This is a genomic window from Thermoactinomyces sp. CICC 10522 (assembly GCF_016055075.1).
Classification (GTDB): domain Bacteria; phylum Bacillota; class Bacilli; order Thermoactinomycetales; family Thermoactinomycetaceae; genus Thermoactinomyces_A; species Thermoactinomyces_A daqus.
Genome location: NZ_JAECVY010000002.1, coordinates 411,315 through 425,366, shown reverse-complemented (window position 1 = coordinate 425,366; position 14,052 = coordinate 411,315). Strand labels below are relative to the sequence as shown.

At 50.8% G+C, this 14,052-nt stretch carries 14 protein-coding genes; 12 read left to right on the top strand and 2 right to left on the bottom strand.

Going from position 1 to position 14,052, the window contains the following annotated elements:
- Window positions 1–147: 147 nt before the first annotated feature.
- The 3 genes from I8U18_RS05600 (at window position 148) to I8U18_RS05590 (ending at window position 2,811) form a co-directional block, all read left to right on the top strand.
- The gene (locus tag I8U18_RS05600; RefSeq protein WP_198064561.1) at window positions 148–1,077 is read left to right on the top strand and encodes an alpha/beta hydrolase; all 930 of its coding nucleotides are present in this window, start codon (window positions 148–150) and stop codon (window positions 1,075–1,077) included.
- Between the two features lie 108 nt (window positions 1,078–1,185).
- Complete coding sequence (locus I8U18_RS05595) at window positions 1,186–2,040, top strand: MBL fold metallo-hydrolase (RefSeq protein ID WP_198055053.1); 855 nt, start codon at window positions 1,186–1,188, stop codon at window positions 2,038–2,040.
- A gap of 3 nt (window positions 2,041–2,043) precedes the next feature.
- Complete coding sequence (locus tag I8U18_RS05590) at window positions 2,044–2,811, top strand: SDR family oxidoreductase (RefSeq protein WP_033099262.1); 768 nt, start codon at window positions 2,044–2,046, stop codon at window positions 2,809–2,811.
- Window positions 2,812–2,884: 73 nt separating this feature from the next.
- On the opposite strand, the gene I8U18_RS05585 is transcribed toward I8U18_RS05590, so the two are convergent.
- Window positions 2,885–4,072, bottom strand: a complete 1,188-nt coding sequence (locus I8U18_RS05585) for a C39 family peptidase (RefSeq protein WP_052153869.1) — start codon at window positions 4,070–4,072, stop codon at window positions 2,885–2,887.
- Between the two features lie 172 nt (window positions 4,073–4,244).
- Between I8U18_RS05585 and I8U18_RS05580 the strand changes: the two genes are divergently transcribed.
- The 7 genes from I8U18_RS05580 (at window position 4,245) to I8U18_RS05550 (ending at window position 11,474) form a co-directional block, all read left to right on the top strand.
- Entirely contained in the window at window positions 4,245–4,994 is a 750-nt protein-coding gene (locus I8U18_RS05580) for an IclR family transcriptional regulator (protein WP_033099261.1), read from the top strand.
- Between the two features lie 14 nt (window positions 4,995–5,008).
- The gene (locus I8U18_RS05575; protein ID WP_198055052.1) at window positions 5,009–5,959 is read left to right on the top strand and encodes a sugar kinase; all 951 of its coding nucleotides are present in this window, start codon (window positions 5,009–5,011) and stop codon (window positions 5,957–5,959) included.
- 10 nt (window positions 5,960–5,969) lie between these two features.
- Window positions 5,970–6,605 carry a bifunctional 4-hydroxy-2-oxoglutarate aldolase/2-dehydro-3-deoxy-phosphogluconate aldolase gene (locus I8U18_RS05570; RefSeq protein WP_033099259.1) on the top strand — a complete coding sequence of 212 codons (636 nt, stop codon included), beginning with the start codon at window positions 5,970–5,972 and terminating at the stop codon, window positions 6,603–6,605.
- Window positions 6,606–6,630: 25 nt separating this feature from the next.
- Window positions 6,631–7,779, top strand: a complete 1,149-nt coding sequence (dgoD, locus tag I8U18_RS05565) for a galactonate dehydratase (protein ID WP_033099258.1) — start codon at window positions 6,631–6,633, stop codon at window positions 7,777–7,779.
- Between the two features lie 188 nt (window positions 7,780–7,967).
- Window positions 7,968–8,438 (top strand): MarR family winged helix-turn-helix transcriptional regulator, encoded by a 471-nt coding sequence (locus tag I8U18_RS05560; protein WP_198064560.1) that lies wholly within the window; start codon window positions 7,968–7,970, stop codon window positions 8,436–8,438.
- Entirely contained in the window at window positions 8,428–10,017 is a 1,590-nt protein-coding gene (locus tag I8U18_RS05555) for an MDR family MFS transporter (RefSeq protein WP_198064592.1), read from the top strand. Before I8U18_RS05560 ends, I8U18_RS05555 begins: the two co-directional genes overlap by 11 nt.
- Before the next feature lie 455 nt (window positions 10,018–10,472).
- Complete coding sequence (locus tag I8U18_RS05550; RefSeq protein WP_198064559.1) at window positions 10,473–11,474, top strand: hypothetical protein; 1,002 nt, start codon at window positions 10,473–10,475, stop codon at window positions 11,472–11,474.
- A 55-nt stretch (window positions 11,475–11,529) separates the two neighbouring features.
- Here I8U18_RS05550 and speE read toward each other — a convergent pair whose 3' ends face one another.
- Window positions 11,530–12,378 carry a polyamine aminopropyltransferase gene (gene speE, locus I8U18_RS05545; RefSeq protein ID WP_198055049.1) on the bottom strand — a complete coding sequence of 283 codons (849 nt, stop codon included), beginning with the start codon at window positions 12,376–12,378 and terminating at the stop codon, window positions 11,530–11,532.
- A gap of 248 nt (window positions 12,379–12,626) precedes the next feature.
- Between speE and I8U18_RS05540 the strand changes: the two genes are divergently transcribed.
- Both I8U18_RS05540 and racE read left to right on the top strand, forming a co-directional pair.
- Window positions 12,627–13,076 carry a MarR family winged helix-turn-helix transcriptional regulator gene (locus I8U18_RS05540; RefSeq protein WP_033099254.1) on the top strand — a complete coding sequence of 150 codons (450 nt, stop codon included), beginning with the start codon at window positions 12,627–12,629 and terminating at the stop codon, window positions 13,074–13,076.
- A gap of 148 nt (window positions 13,077–13,224) precedes the next feature.
- On the top strand, window positions 13,225–14,046 hold the full coding sequence (racE, locus tag I8U18_RS05535; RefSeq protein WP_198055048.1) for a glutamate racemase: 822 nt from the start codon (window positions 13,225–13,227) through the stop codon (window positions 14,044–14,046).
- The last annotated feature ends 6 nt before the right edge of the window (window positions 14,047–14,052 follow it).

The window sequence follows — 14,052 nt, the reverse complement described above, 5'->3', positions numbered from 1 at the left end:
GACGAAAAAGGAAGCGCAAAAGTTGCAGCATCCTTTTTTTGTGAAATGGTCATGGGATGTCGGGTTATGCCCCGCCAACAAATCAGGATGGTTTTGTGTTTCGATGGCGAAAGGATGTAAATTGAACGGTGAACGGAGGTTAAAAAAATGGCTCTGGATCCGCAGGTAAAGCAATTGCTTGAGCAATTGGGAAAGATGGAAGGGCCTGCCATTCATGAACTGGCTCCTGAAGAAAGCCGAAATTTGTTTCGCAACAGCGTGAAGCATTTTGCTGCACCTCCGGAAGCGGTCGCCAAGGTGGAGGATCGCCGGATTCCGGTAAAGGGCGGCGAAATCGACATCCGCATCTATACCCCCTCGGGTGAGGGACCTTTTCCGGTTTTTGTCTATTTCCACGGAGGGGGATGGGTATTGGGGGATCTGGACACGCTTGATTCTCCCCTTCGCACCATTACCAACCGGGCGAACTGCGTGGTCGTCTCTGTCGATTATCGACTCGCTCCGGAACATAAATTTCCGACGGCGGTGGAAGATGGTTACCTTGCGACCAAGTGGGTTGCCGAAAATGCTGCCTCTTTCAGCGGGGACCCGCGGAGAATCGCGGTTGGCGGAGACAGTGCCGGGGGCAATATCGCGGCTGTCGTCGCGCTCATGGCCCGCGAAAAGAAAGAACCGGCGTTGTGTTTTCAGGTTTTGATCTATCCGGTCACCGATGTGTCGAAAAACTATCCGTCCTATTATGAGTTTGGAAAAGGCCTTTTCCTTACGGAAGAAGATATGTTGTATTTTGGCCGTCAATATCTGCGGACAGAGGCAGATCGATTCGATATCCATGTCTCACCCATGCTGGCCGAAGATTTAAGCGGCCTGCCTCCAGCCCTGGTGGTGACTGCGGAATACGATCCGCTTCGCGACGAAGGAGAAGCGTATGCCAGCCGGTTGGAGGAAGCCGGGGTACCTGTGGAGCTTTGCCGGTACGAAGGGATGATTCACGGATTTTTCAACATGACGAAAGTGCTTGATCAGGCCAATCATTTGGTGCAAAAAGTGGCTGACGTATTGAAGCGGGCATTTTGATCCCGCCAAACCCGGTGTGCCTTCCCTGTCAGTTGCCTTCCATCCGAATACTTATGCGATCAACCGGCCATAACTAGCCAAAAAAGAGAAAGGTGATGGGGAAGGACAATGAAAGATACGATCGAAGGCACGATGATCCCGGCAACGTCCATCAGAAGCGGAGTGAGTCAGGAGGTGGCTCCTAGTCTGTACTGTCAGACTCTGCAAATGGTAAATGTTTGTTTGATCGGCTCCGATGATCAACCGGGGAAATGGATTCTGGCAGATGCAGGGATGCCGGGGTCGGCGGATGAGATTGTTTCTGCCGCGAAGAAGTGGTTTGGCGACGATTGCAAGCCTGAAGCAATTGTGCTGACACACGGGCATTTCGACCATGTCGGGGCTGTTGTCGATCTGGTGGAAAAATGGGATGTACCGGTTTATGCGCATGAATTGGAATTGCCCTATTTAACGGGAAAGTCCAAATACCCCAAACCTGACCCCGCGGTGGAGGGAGGAATGGTGGCCAAACTATCCGCGCTCTTTCCGGTCGACCCTGTTGATTTGGGAAATCATGTGCGGAAACTCCCGTCAGACGGCAGGATACCGGGACTGTCCGGTTGGAAGTGGATTCATACACCGGGGCATACCCCCGGACATGTTTCCCTCTTCCGCGAAGCAGACCGCTCCCTTATTGCCGGTGATGCATTTTTGACGGTGAAACAGGATTCGCTGTTTAAAATGATCATGCAGGAGCCGGAAATCTGCGGACCACCGCGATACTGGACCACGGATTGGCAGGCCGCCCGTGAATCTGTCAGGCGTCTTGAAGCATTGAAGCCGTTACGGGTCGTGGCCGGACATGGCATGCCGATGAAAGGAGAGGCGCTCCGGCAAGGACTGGAGAAGCTGGCGAAAGAGTTTGACCGCATCGCCATCCCTGACTACGGCCGTTATGTGGATGGAGAGAACGGAGGAGGATAATCAGTGAATATATCCGGCAATACCATTTTGATTACCGGCGGGGCATCGGGAATCGGCCTCGCCTTTGCTGAACGGTTCTTGCAGGCCGGAAATGAAGTGATCATCGTCGGCCGCCGGGAAGCAAAGCTGAAAGAAGCAAAAGAAAAGTTTCCAAAGCTGCATACAAGGGTTTGTGATGTTGCCAATGTGGAGGATCGCCTTTCCTTGTTTCAATGGGTCAAGAGCGAATTTCCCGAACTGAATGTCCTGGTGAATAATGCGGGGATTCAGCAGCGGGTCAATCTTTTGCGGGCGGACAAAGAGTGGGATTATTACCGCCAAGAAATCGCGATCAATCTGGATGGCCCCATTCATCTCTGTATGCTGTTCATCCCGCATCTGGTGAAAAAACAGAACGCAGCCATAATCAATGTCTCTTCCGGGCTGTCGCTGGCACCGGGAGTCTGGGTTCCCGTTTACAGTGCGACCAAAGCAGCCCTTCACTCCTTCACGATCTCGCTGCGGCATCAATTGGCCGACACGGATGTAAAAGTAATTGAAGTCCTGCCCCCGGCAGTAAATACGGACTTGGGCGGCGTCGGCTTACATACTTTCGGGGCACCGGTGGATCAATTCGCGGATGCGATCTTTCAAGGGCTTTCCAACGGGGATCTTGAAATCGGCTACGGGGATGCGGAAAAGAGACTCCACGCTTCAAGGGATGAACTCAACCAGAGCACAAAACGGGCATGGGAGAATTTCCTGCAAAACAATCCCGGGTTTCTTGAGTAGGATAAGTTCTTAAAACATGAGAAAAAGCCAAGCCTGGACCTTTTCCGTTTTTCGGAATCGATCCAGGCTTTTTTTACCAGTGACCGTTGCTCACCGGCACAGGCCAGCCTCTGGGATAGATCAGATATGCCGTGCCATTGGAGTGTTTCAGAAAGACGCTTTCAAACTGGGTGCGGTCATAGGTGATGCGGACCTGATCATCACTCGGAGCCGCCGGGTCATTGGTGAGGACATTGCCGTTTTGGTCAAACCCGCGAATGACGAGAAGGTGACCGTTTGAGCTGGGGATCGGGGTATGATCCAACTCACCCGGTTTGTAGGCGATACTGACGATGACCGGAACGCCGGCAGTTGTCCAGCGCTCCAGCTCAGCCAGACTGCTCACCCGGATCACTTTTCCCTCCAGGCCGAGTGAAGCGGCATAAGCGGTGTTAAATGGCCAGTTGCCGGCCCCGTCGTAAACATAGTCCCATACGCCGTTCACTACGTCAGGGACGGTCCGGTTCCATTCAGGACGGTTCATCACCCTGGCCCAGTAAGCCATGACCATGGATGTGGAGGTTGGCGAACACCAGGCTTCACCGCCGTCGGGAAAAACCATCTGCGACCGCAACGGTACATCGAGATCGCTGACCAGGCCGGTGCCAGGCACGATTCCGGGACGGTCCGATCCGTTGGCAAAGGTGATGCCGAGAGAGCGAAAGTCAGGTGTAAGCATCGGATCGGTCGTAAACAGCGTGATGCGCGCTTGGACGGCCGTAGCTGTTTTCTTAAGGATGAGCGTGTCGGTGGCCACAGTGCCGTTTGCATCTCCCTGCCCGTTGACGGAGTGGCGTTTAAAAGGGGTGTCTCCTTGCAGCCATACGCCCATGCTGTACCATTTCGTCCATTTTCCGTCGACCCGGCTGCGCAACTCCACTTCGCTCCATGTGCCGGTCGGGGTGTTGGCCTGCCATGAGGCGATCGCCTCGAGAAATGTTTTCTTTATCACGGGTGAGGTCCATTGCCCGTAATAATAGGAGCTTTGGTTATATTTTCCGGCAGTGTCGGTGCCGGATTTTAATGCGAGCGGGTTCAGCCGGAGAGCTTTGCCGGAAAATCGGGTTCCTGCATGAGCGCCGATGCCAAAATTGCGAAATTCGCTGTAAGCCTTTGTGCGGGTTATTTTGTCTTTCATCTGCTCCTTTGCGCTTGCGGCAGGGATTGTGAAACTGAAGGATAAAACCAGAACCAACAATACACGCCAAACAGGCAAGCGCATAAACAAGCTCCTTTCTTTTTTGGGCTTTCTTCTCTTCCTAATTCGATAATACTACAAAAACCTTTATATTCTGAATTTATATTTCTGTTGAAATAAAATAAAAGAGATGTTATGATACCGACACAAATTTACAGATAGAAAACGGATTCACATATGTGAATAAGGAGGTCCCATGTCCGTTAAATCGGCTGTTCGTGTACTGGAGATTTTTGAATTATTGCGGGATCACCCGCAAGGTTTGAATATAAAGGAAATTGCAAGCGCTTTATCCTTTCCGCAAAGCAGCACGTTTAATCTGGTGAAAACCCTTTATGAACACGGATATCTGTCGGCGACGGAAACAAAAAAGTACCGGCTCGGGCCGAAGTTGATCCAGCTGGGAACGAGCAGCATGGAATCGATGGATGTGTACCGGGAGGCAAAATGGCCGCTGGAACGGCTGGCCGAGCAAGTGGAGGAAACTGTTTTTATGGCGATTTTGTCGGGCGATGAAATGGTTTATGTCGCCAAAGAAGACAGCAACCGCTCCATTAAGACCAGTGCGCAGATCGGATCGCGCAAGCCGATGTATTGCACCGGTCTGGGCAAAGTGCTGTTGGCATATTTGCCGGAGGAAGAGCGAAACCGGATCCTGGACAAATCCGCGCTTCACCCCATTACGGAGAACACGGTGACCGACCGGGATGAACTGGACCGGCTGTTGATTCAGTATCGGGAGCAGGGTTACGCCGTTGACAATGAGGAGAATGAAGAGGGATTGTATTGCATCGCGGCCCCGGTTTTTGATGTCGCCGGACTGGTTTTTGCCGCAGTCAGTGTGGCCGGGCCGAAAGATCGCATTCGGAAGCGACATGATTTTATCGTGTTTCATTTGCTGAGCACGACCAGGGTGATTTCAAGAAATATGGGATATATCCCTTAAAGGGAGGTTGTGCAGTGGATGTTGTCACGATTGGGGAGACGATGGTTTTGTTCACTCCCCAAAATACCGGTTTGCTCCGTTATGCCAAGGATTTTTCGCTCAGTTTTGCCGGCGCGGAAAGCAATCTGGCCGTAGGGTTGGCCCGGCTCGGTCACCGGGTCGGCTGGATGAGCCAGGTCGGTCAGGATGAGTTTGGGGAGGCGATCCTTTCCTTTCTGCGCGGCGAGGGGGTGGATACCACACAGGTGAAAAAGCATCCGGCGGCACCCACGGGCCTGATGGTGAAGGAACCTCTGCACAGAAGGGAGTTGCGGGTCTATTATTACCGCAGCAACAGTGCAGCCAGCAAGATGGATGAATCGTTTTTAAACGAAGATTATCTCGCCGGAGCCAAATATCTGCACCTGACCGGCATCACGCCGGCGCTGAGCGGGAGTTGCCGGGCCATGGCGTTAAAAGCGGTTGAACTGGCGAAAAAACATGGTGTCAAGGTCGTGTTTGACCCCAATTACCGTTCCAAGTTGTGGGGAGAAGCAGAGGCGAAGGCCGCGTTGGGAGAGATCGCGGCTCAGGCGGATATCGTGTTGCCGGGGATAGAAGAAGGCGTCCTGCTGACCGGTGAATCCGGGCCGGAACGGATGGCCAGCCGCTTGCTGGAACGGGGAGCCGGGCTGGTGGTGGTAAAACTGGGGGCCAAAGGTGCGTTTTACGCATCCGCGGCCAATTCCGGTTATGTTGAGGGTTTTCCTGTCAAAGAAGTGGCCGATCCGGTTGGGGCGGGTGATGCCTTTGCTGCCGGTTTGCTGTCGGGTTTATTGGACGGTCTTTCTCTCGCGGAGGCGGTTCGCCGAGCTTGTGCGGTTGCGGCGCTGGCCGTTGAGGTAAGAGGGGATTTCGAGGGATTGCCACTGCGGGAGACGCTGATGCGGTTCATGAACCAATCCGGTCAGGATGTGCTGAGATAGGGGGGAGAATATGATTCTGAAGCAAATTGAGGAAAGCGGCATTATCGCCATTGTGCGCGGCCACCAACCGCAGGATGTTGAGTTGATCATCGGGGCATTGCGGGACGGCGGCATTCGCACGATTGAAATTACCATGGATACGCCGGGCGTATGTGAAGTGATCGAACGGGCGGCGAAGAAGTTTGCCGGTGAAATGCTGATTGGTGCCGGAACAGTGTTGGATCCCGAGTCGGCCCGGATGGCGCTTGCTGCGGGGGCCAGGTTTATCTTTTCCCCGTCCCTCAACCTGGAAACCATTCGCATGACAAAACGCTACGGGGCCATCAGCATCCCCGGGGTTTTCACCCCGACGGAAATGCTGACCGCGTTTGAACACGGGGCAGATGCTGTCAAAATTTTCCCTGCCAATGTGCTGGGACCGGCATACATCAAAGCAGTGCGTGATCCGCTGCCGCAAATTCCCGTCATTCCGACAGGCGGGGTGAATGAAGAAAATCTGTCTGCTTACATCAAAAGCGGTGCAATCGCTGTGGGGATTGGTGGCGCCTTGGTGAGGAAGACGCAAAAAGTGGATCGGGAGTACTTGGAAGAACTGACGCAAAAAGCGGCTCGTCTGGTTGAAAAGGGAAGAAGCGCGAGAGGGTAAAGCGGGGAGATGGAGGAGTGGGAATTTGAGAATTACCGGATATCAAACGTATTTGGTTCCGCCGCGCTGGCTTTTTTTAAAAATTGTAACCGATGAGGGAATCAGCGGATGGGGAGAGCCCGTGATCGAAGGGCGGGCCAGGACCGTCAAAGCGGCTGTCGACGAGCTTATGGGGTATTTGCTCGGCAAGGATCCCCTGAAAATCGAGGATCATTGGAACGTGATGTACCGCGGCGGATTTTATCGCGGAGGCCCGATTCTCATGAGTGCCATTGCCGGCATTGATCAAGCGTTATGGGATATCAAAGGCAAGTTTTACAATGCTCCGATCCATGAACTGATGGGCGGAGCCTGCCGGGAATCGATCCGTGTCTATTCCTGGATTGGCGGAGACCGCCCTGCCGATGTGGCCCGCGCTGCAAAGAAAGTGGTTGAGCGCGGTTTTACAGCCGTCAAGATGAACGCGACCGAGGAATTGCACTATATCGATTCATACGCGAAGGTGGAGCAAGTGATTGAACGGGTGGCCGGGGTTCGTGAAGAGGTGGGCAACGAAATCGGTATCGGGATCGATTTTCACGGTCGGGTGCACAAACCGATGGCCAAGCTTTTGGCCAAGGAACTGGAGCCGTTTCATCCGATGTTTATCGAGGAACCGGTTCTGCCAGAGAACAATGAGGCATTGAGGGAGATCACAGCCATTACCTCGATCCCGATTGCCACGGGCGAGCGGATGTTTTCCCGTTGGGATTTTAAAACAGTGCTGGCGAATGGTTATTGTGACATCATCCAGCCGGATCTCTCCCATGCCGGCGGAATCACTGAATGCAAAAAAATCGCCGCAATGGCCGAAGCATACGATGTGGCGCTTGCCCCCCATTGCCCGCTCGGCCCGATTGCACTGTCCGCTTGTCTGCAAGTGGACGCAACATCACATAATGCTTTTATTCAGGAACAAAGCCTGGGCATTCACTACAATCAAGGGAGTGACCTGTTGGATTATCTTGTTGACCAATCTGTTTTCGACTATAAAAACGGGTATGTCAAAATTCCGACAGGGGCTGGACTCGGCATTGAGATTAATGAGGAACAAGTGCGGAAAATGGCTGAAACCGGACATGATTGGAAAAATCCGGTTTGGCGCCACGATGATGGCAGTGTGGCCGAGTGGTAAAATTTTCGGGCAAACCAAAACAACATGTTCCATCCGGGGAAACATAACCTTATGGCGAGGAAAACCATAAGGTTTTTTTGTTTGCATGATTTTATTTAAAAATGAGATTGACAGAGTTGATTTATGTGATTAATATTTATCTGTGCTAATATTTAATGCACTTAAATAACGGCATCGGGGGAGTGAGTATGAAAATATCCGATGAGGAAACAATCACCCGTTTACAAATGCTGTTCCAATCGATCTTTAAGAAAATAGGAGCCGATGTCGCAGAGCAGTTATCCAAGACCGGATTGACCAAACCTCAGTTTATGATAATGAAATTTATCGGTCAACGGGAACATTGCCGGGTAACCGATATTGCCAACATCATGGAGGTGAAACCGAGCGCAATCACCCTGATGATCGACCGGTTGGTCTCGGCCGGCTGGGTGAACCGGAGAGAAGATCCGTCTGACAGGCGCGCGGTCGTAATTGAACTGACTGATGAAGGTAAAGACATTTTAGCGGAAGCGAAACAGAAATGCGATCGGTTAACCGCCGACTATCTGGCTTGTTTCAGCCGAGAGGAACTGGATTTGCTCATTCGGCTTTATGAGAAATTGGAACAAAGCGTATATGGAAGAGAAAGAAAGGATGTGAACGATGATGGAACATAAGCAAACGGAAAAACGAAAGACCTTGATCACCGGCCTGATCATTGCCATGTTGTTTGCTGCGTTGGATGGTACGATCGTGGGTACGGCAATGCCCCGGATCGTGGGTGAACTGGGCGGGCTTGATAAAATGGCCTGGCTGACGACCGCTTACTTGCTTACTTCGACCACGATTGTCCCGATTGCCGGAAAACTGGCCGATTTGATCGGGCGCAAAATCATCTACGTGACAGGATTGGTCATTTTTATCATCGGATCGGCGCTTTGCGGAACTGCAAATGATATGACCGGTCTGATCATCTACCGCGCCGTGCAGGGAATCGGCGGCGGTATTATGATGCCGATGGCGATGATTATTATCGGGGATTTGTTTACCGGAAAAGAGCGGGCCAAATGGCAGGGGGTTTTCGGTGCCCTGTACGGTTTGTCCTCTGTGATCGGACCTCAGGTGGGCGGATGGATTGTCGATTCGCTCAACTGGCGCTGGGTATTCTACATTAATCTGCCGGTGGGTTTGCTGGCCGTCCTGTTTATCTGGATGGGCTTGAAAGGGAAAAAAGTTTCCGGTCCGGTTCGGATTGACATCTGGGGGATGTTTACGATGGTCGTGGGCATCGTCAGCCTGTTGCTGGCTTTGTCCATCGGAGGAAAAAACTACGCCTGGGATTCGTGGCAAATTATCGGTCTCTTTGTCCTGGCGGTTGTAGCGCTTGGTGCTTTTGTATTGGTTGAGCGAAAAGCGGAGGAGCCGATCGTCCCCCTCTATCTGTTCAAAAACCGTACCTTTACCTTGCTGAATGCAGTTGGTTTCTTTATGGCAGTGGGGATGTTTGGCGCACTCACATTCATTCCCTTCTTCATGCAAGGGGTGATCGGTGTCAGTGCAACCACATCGGGAACAATCATGACTCCGATGATGATCACCATGATTATCTCCAGCATTATCGGCGGACGCCTTGTGCTGAAAATCGGGGTAAAACCGCAGTTGATCATCGGCATGGCCGTTATGGCTGCCGGATTTGTGATGATGACCTTCTTTGACCAGCATACGACAAAATTGTATGTAACGGGAGTGATGCTGGTTTCCGGTCTGGGACTGGGGCTTGTGATGCCGACGCTGACGCTGGCTTTGCAAGAGAGTTTCAGTAAGGAAGAGCTCGGAGTGGTGACCTCATCCAGCCAGTTCTTCCGTCAGATCGGAGGAACGATCGGGATTACCGTTCTCAATGCGGTCATGATCCAACGGGCCGGCGGGTTGCTCACAGACCGGTTGCTGCCTGCGATGCAAAAAATGCCTCAGCAGCTGGGACCGGTGCTGGGAAAATTTAAGGATATGATTGAGAACGATCCGAATGCGCTGCTTTCGATGCTGTTGAATCCGGATGCGTTGAAAAAATTGCCCGCATTTTTAACGGAATCCATGGTGCCGGTACTGAGAAGCACTCTGGTGGATTCCCTGCACAGCACGTTTGTCTGGGGATTGGTTCTGGTTCTTGCCGGTGGGCTGTTTGCCCTCTTTTTGAAACCGATTCGCCTGAGTGACCGTTCAAAAAAAGAGATCAAAAACGAACAAGTCGCTTGAGGAACGAATACGGCCCTGCCTGTGGAAAAAGGCAGGGCCGTTTTGTCATGTCCGGTTTAGCCATCTGTGCAAAAGTTTTACCACTTGGCAAAGGAGAGGATGTTTTTACGAATCCAAAAGCATAAATATCAACAAAACCATCAAATTGCACAACGCAATCAAAACAGCCGGAAACAATTCCGATTGAGAATCTAGATATCAATATTTGGAATGTTTTTGGAAATGGTCCGGTTTTTCTTTTTCTTCTTTATCCTGTCGGGAATTTCACCTAATTCCTGTTTATTCCAAAGTCGTGTCGAAGCTGAAAAGAAAAAAGCACAACTTTTTGTTTTTCCTCCTTTTTCATAGCAGCTTAATCTTCCGGTGATTTATAATTTTGCTAAATAAACTGATTTATAGCCAAATGTTAAAATCGATTATTTATAACGAATACATAGTGGAAAAGGATGATTTCCATGAATTTATTACCTAAGTGGCTGCAGGAATGGATTCATGATGTACGCTGGCATAAAACGGGATTTAGGTTATTGGATGAAACAACGTTGGATATGGAAATAGAGCGCTTTATCAATCGCGAAACAGATACGATTGCCTTTGCGCGTGCCGATGGATTCGTGGCGGGAGGAAACATCACCATTGCCTATAAGCCGTTGGATGAACACTGGATTTATGCCTCGTTTGATCTTTACCGGCCTGTGGCGATCCCGATTGAAGCACGATTGGAGCAGCTTCTCCTTTTTTCCGAATTTTATGTGAAGCCGGGCCTGCTCCTCAAACAATCCCATGTATACCAGGACGTGATGACACGGGTTTTCGCCATGCGCCACAAACGGAAAATGACCGAGCTGCGTGAAGAACGGGCCAAAGTTTTTTCCTTGTTTGTCGGCTCCGGCCATTATGACGAGACCATGGTTTCATTGGAAAATTCATCGGTGTTTAATCCGTTTTTAGACCCGGAACTCATTACGATGGCTTCCGCGAGCGGCGGGGAAATTTCCCAATTTTATACCAAATACTCCGCATCCATCTTTTCTTTTTACCGCGTTCCGGCAGGGGAAAATAAAGGGAAGTTTTACGTGGTGATCAACTACCTTCCCTGTCCGTATACGGAAAATAAACAGTCTTATTTGGATGATTTGTATATTGAATCGAATCCTGCCTGCATATGCCCGACAGATGTGCCGGTCGACTGTCTCGCTGCTTTGGCTCACTTTCAATTCGGACGGTTAATGAGGCTGGAGGATTTGAAAAAAGAGGCGTTGCGTGGAGATTATCCTTTATTTATCGACTTTTTGCATTATTTAAGTTGTCCGTTTGCGCGAAAGGATTATCCTGATTTGGAAGAAGTGTTTCTCGATTTTGCCGGCTGCGGCCATCCGATGATCGAACAGGAAGTCCTGGAGTTGGCCAGGGTGAATGGATGGCGAAAATTGCTGAAAGCCAGCGGCAAGAGTTAAGTTGGCGAAATTGGCGAAATCCCCGGGCAGGCTCGTTGGCGCCGGGGATTATTGTTTATTTTGTGCGCAGAAACTCCGGCAAGTCAAAACAGGAGCGTAAAATCGATTCGTTGACGTACTTGGTCTCTTTATCAAAGTTCTTCACGACGAGATCCTTGTATTTCTTTGAACCGATGGTAAAGCTCCAAAAACCGCCGGGATAGGTTGGCACGGTTGCGATGTAGATTTTGCTGATCGGGAAAAGCTCTTCAATATGATGAACGGTCTGCTTCATCACTTCGCGGTGAAAGAGCGGGGACTGGCTTTGGCAGACCATGAGTCCGTCTTCCTTGAGTGCTTCACGGATATTTTCGTAAAAGCTGCGCTCAAATAATTGCTTGGCCGGGCCGATTGGGTCGGACGAGTCGACGATAATCACATCGTACGCGTTTTTGTGTTGTTTAATGTATTCAATCCCGTCGTTGTAGATAAAATGAACACGGGGATCAGAAAGATTTCCGGATACGTCCTGGAGGTGTTCTTTGCAGACGCGGACCACCATTTCATCGATTTCGACCATATCAATTCGTTCCACTCCGCTGTATTTAGCCGCTTCACGTGCCGCTCCGCAATCTCCGCCGCCGATAATCAGTACGCGTTTGGGATCGGGATGAATGGAGAGCGGCACATGGGTAATCATTTCATTGTAAATATGACCGTCAAGCGAGGTGGTTTGAACCACACCGTCCAGGACGAGCATTCGTCCAAAATCGTATGAGTCCAGAATCATCACGTGTTGGAAATCGGATGGTGCTGCAAATATAATATCTTTGATCCGGTAACTGATTTTCATGTTTTCCCGTTCATCTTCAACCAGCCACCAGTCTTGCCCGATCTTTTGCAAGAATTTCGGCATCTCGTTCATGTGGAGACCTCCTTTATCACATAGAAGTGGGTGGTACCCTGCTACGAGAAACCATTTTATCAAAAGAGAAAGTCTGCTGACAAATCAGATGAACGGAAACACCTCTTTGAAAAGGGTTTATTTTCTATCGGCCTCGTGATTTGCTATAATGTAACGTAGCGATGTCTATGCAGGAAGGACTCAGTCGTCGAGGAAGAACTCATTTTTTCCCATCGTGATTCTTAATGTAAAGGTTAAAGGAGAGCTTCATGAATAAACATCAGTCCTTATCACCCGAGATTGTGAGTGAAATCGAATACCTTTTGCGTGAAATCAGTCAAATTGTCAAAAGAAAAGGCCGGGATATCCTGAATCATTTTCCCATCACCCCTCCTCAATTCACGGCGTTGATTTGGCTGAAAGATGAAGGAGACTTGACGATCGGTGAATTGAGCCAAAAGATGTTTCTGGCGTGCAGCACCATGACCGATTTGATCGACCGGATGGAGAAAAACGGCATGGTGGAACGGGTGCGGGATGACCGGGATCGCCGGGTCGTACGTATTCATCTCCTCGACAAAGGGCGGAAGATCATCGAGGAGGTGCTGGAAACGCGCCGCCAGTATCTGTCTGAAATTTTGTCGCATTTGAGTGATGACGAGGCGCTTGAAATTCAAAAACATTTATCCATTCTGCATGAGGAAATGAAAAAAGCTTAATCTTCCCCCCTCTCCTTGACTGGGAGAGGGGAGTCTTCGTTTTGTCCAGTGCATGGATGATTTTTTTACATATGATATGATGTTGAAGTTGATGCCATTTAAACAGAGAGGATGGCCGGAATTGATGAGAAGTGGAGAGGGAGAAACCATGAGCCGAGAGACAGAGGGGCGGGTAATCGGGATTCTGGATTCGGGTGTGGGCGGATTGACCGTGGCCCGGGAAGTGATGCGCCAGTTGCCCAGAGAAACGGTTTATTACCTCGGGGATACGAAGCGTTGTCCTTATGGCCCGCGTTCGGAGGACGAAGTGCGCCAGTTCACCATGGAAATCATCCAATTTTTGCTGCAGTTTCCGCTGAAAGCAATCTTAATCGCCTGCAATACGGCGACCGCCGCGGCATTGCGGATGGTTAAACAACATGTGAGCCTTCCCGTGCTGGGGGTGATCGAACCGGGAGCGCGCGCGGCCATCAAAGCGACCAAGACGGGGCGAATCGGAGTGATCGGAACCCAGGGGACGATTCAAAGCGGCGCTTACGAACAGACCCTGAAACGGATTCACCCGGGTTTGGAGGTTCACAGTTTGGCCTGTCCAACCCTGGCTCCGCTGGTGGAAAGCGGGTTGCACCAATCTGAAATGGCGGAACAGATTGTCGGTGAATCTTTGAAGCCCCTCAAAGGAACGGGGATTGACACCTTGATCTTGGGATGTACGCATTATCCCTTATTGACCGATGCGATTGGCAAAGTGATGGGGGATCAGGTGGAAATCATCAGTTCGGCGGAAGAGACTGCCGCGGAGCTGAGCACCATATTGCACCATCAGCAGTTGTTGTCGGAGAGGGAACATCCTTCCCATCGTTTTTTTACCACCGGGTCGCCGGAGACATTTGCTGAAATCGCCGCGGGTTGGTTCGGTTTTCCGGTTCCGGTGGAAACGGCGGAACTGGTACCGGTGGCCAACCCGTAATACCAT

Bases quoted from the DNA above. Each gene is read 5' to 3' on its own strand.
- I8U18_RS05600 (WP_198064561.1), top strand. From the start codon at position 148: ATGGCTCTGGATCCGCAGGTAAAGCAATTGCTTGAGCAATTGGGAAAG.
- I8U18_RS05595 (WP_198055053.1), top strand. From the start codon at position 1,186: ATGAAAGATACGATCGAAGGCACGATGATCCCGGCAACGTCCATCAGA.
- I8U18_RS05585 (WP_052153869.1), bottom strand. From the start codon at position 4,072: ATGCGCTTGCCTGTTTGGCGTGTATTGTTGGTTCTGGTTTTATCCTTC.
- I8U18_RS05580 (WP_033099261.1), top strand. From the start codon at position 4,245: ATGTCCGTTAAATCGGCTGTTCGTGTACTGGAGATTTTTGAATTATTG.
- I8U18_RS05570 (WP_033099259.1), top strand. From the start codon at position 5,970: ATGATTCTGAAGCAAATTGAGGAAAGCGGCATTATCGCCATTGTGCGC.
- I8U18_RS05560 (WP_198064560.1), top strand. From the start codon at position 7,968: ATGAAAATATCCGATGAGGAAACAATCACCCGTTTACAAATGCTGTTC.
- I8U18_RS05555 (WP_198064592.1), top strand. From the start codon at position 8,428: ATGGAACATAAGCAAACGGAAAAACGAAAGACCTTGATCACCGGCCTG.
- I8U18_RS05550 (WP_198064559.1), top strand. From the start codon at position 10,473: ATGAATTTATTACCTAAGTGGCTGCAGGAATGGATTCATGATGTACGC.
- speE (WP_198055049.1), bottom strand. From the start codon at position 12,378: ATGAACGAGATGCCGAAATTCTTGCAAAAGATCGGGCAAGACTGGTGG.
- I8U18_RS05540 (WP_033099254.1), top strand. From the start codon at position 12,627: ATGAATAAACATCAGTCCTTATCACCCGAGATTGTGAGTGAAATCGAA.
- racE (WP_198055048.1), top strand. From the start codon at position 13,225: ATGAGCCGAGAGACAGAGGGGCGGGTAATCGGGATTCTGGATTCGGGT.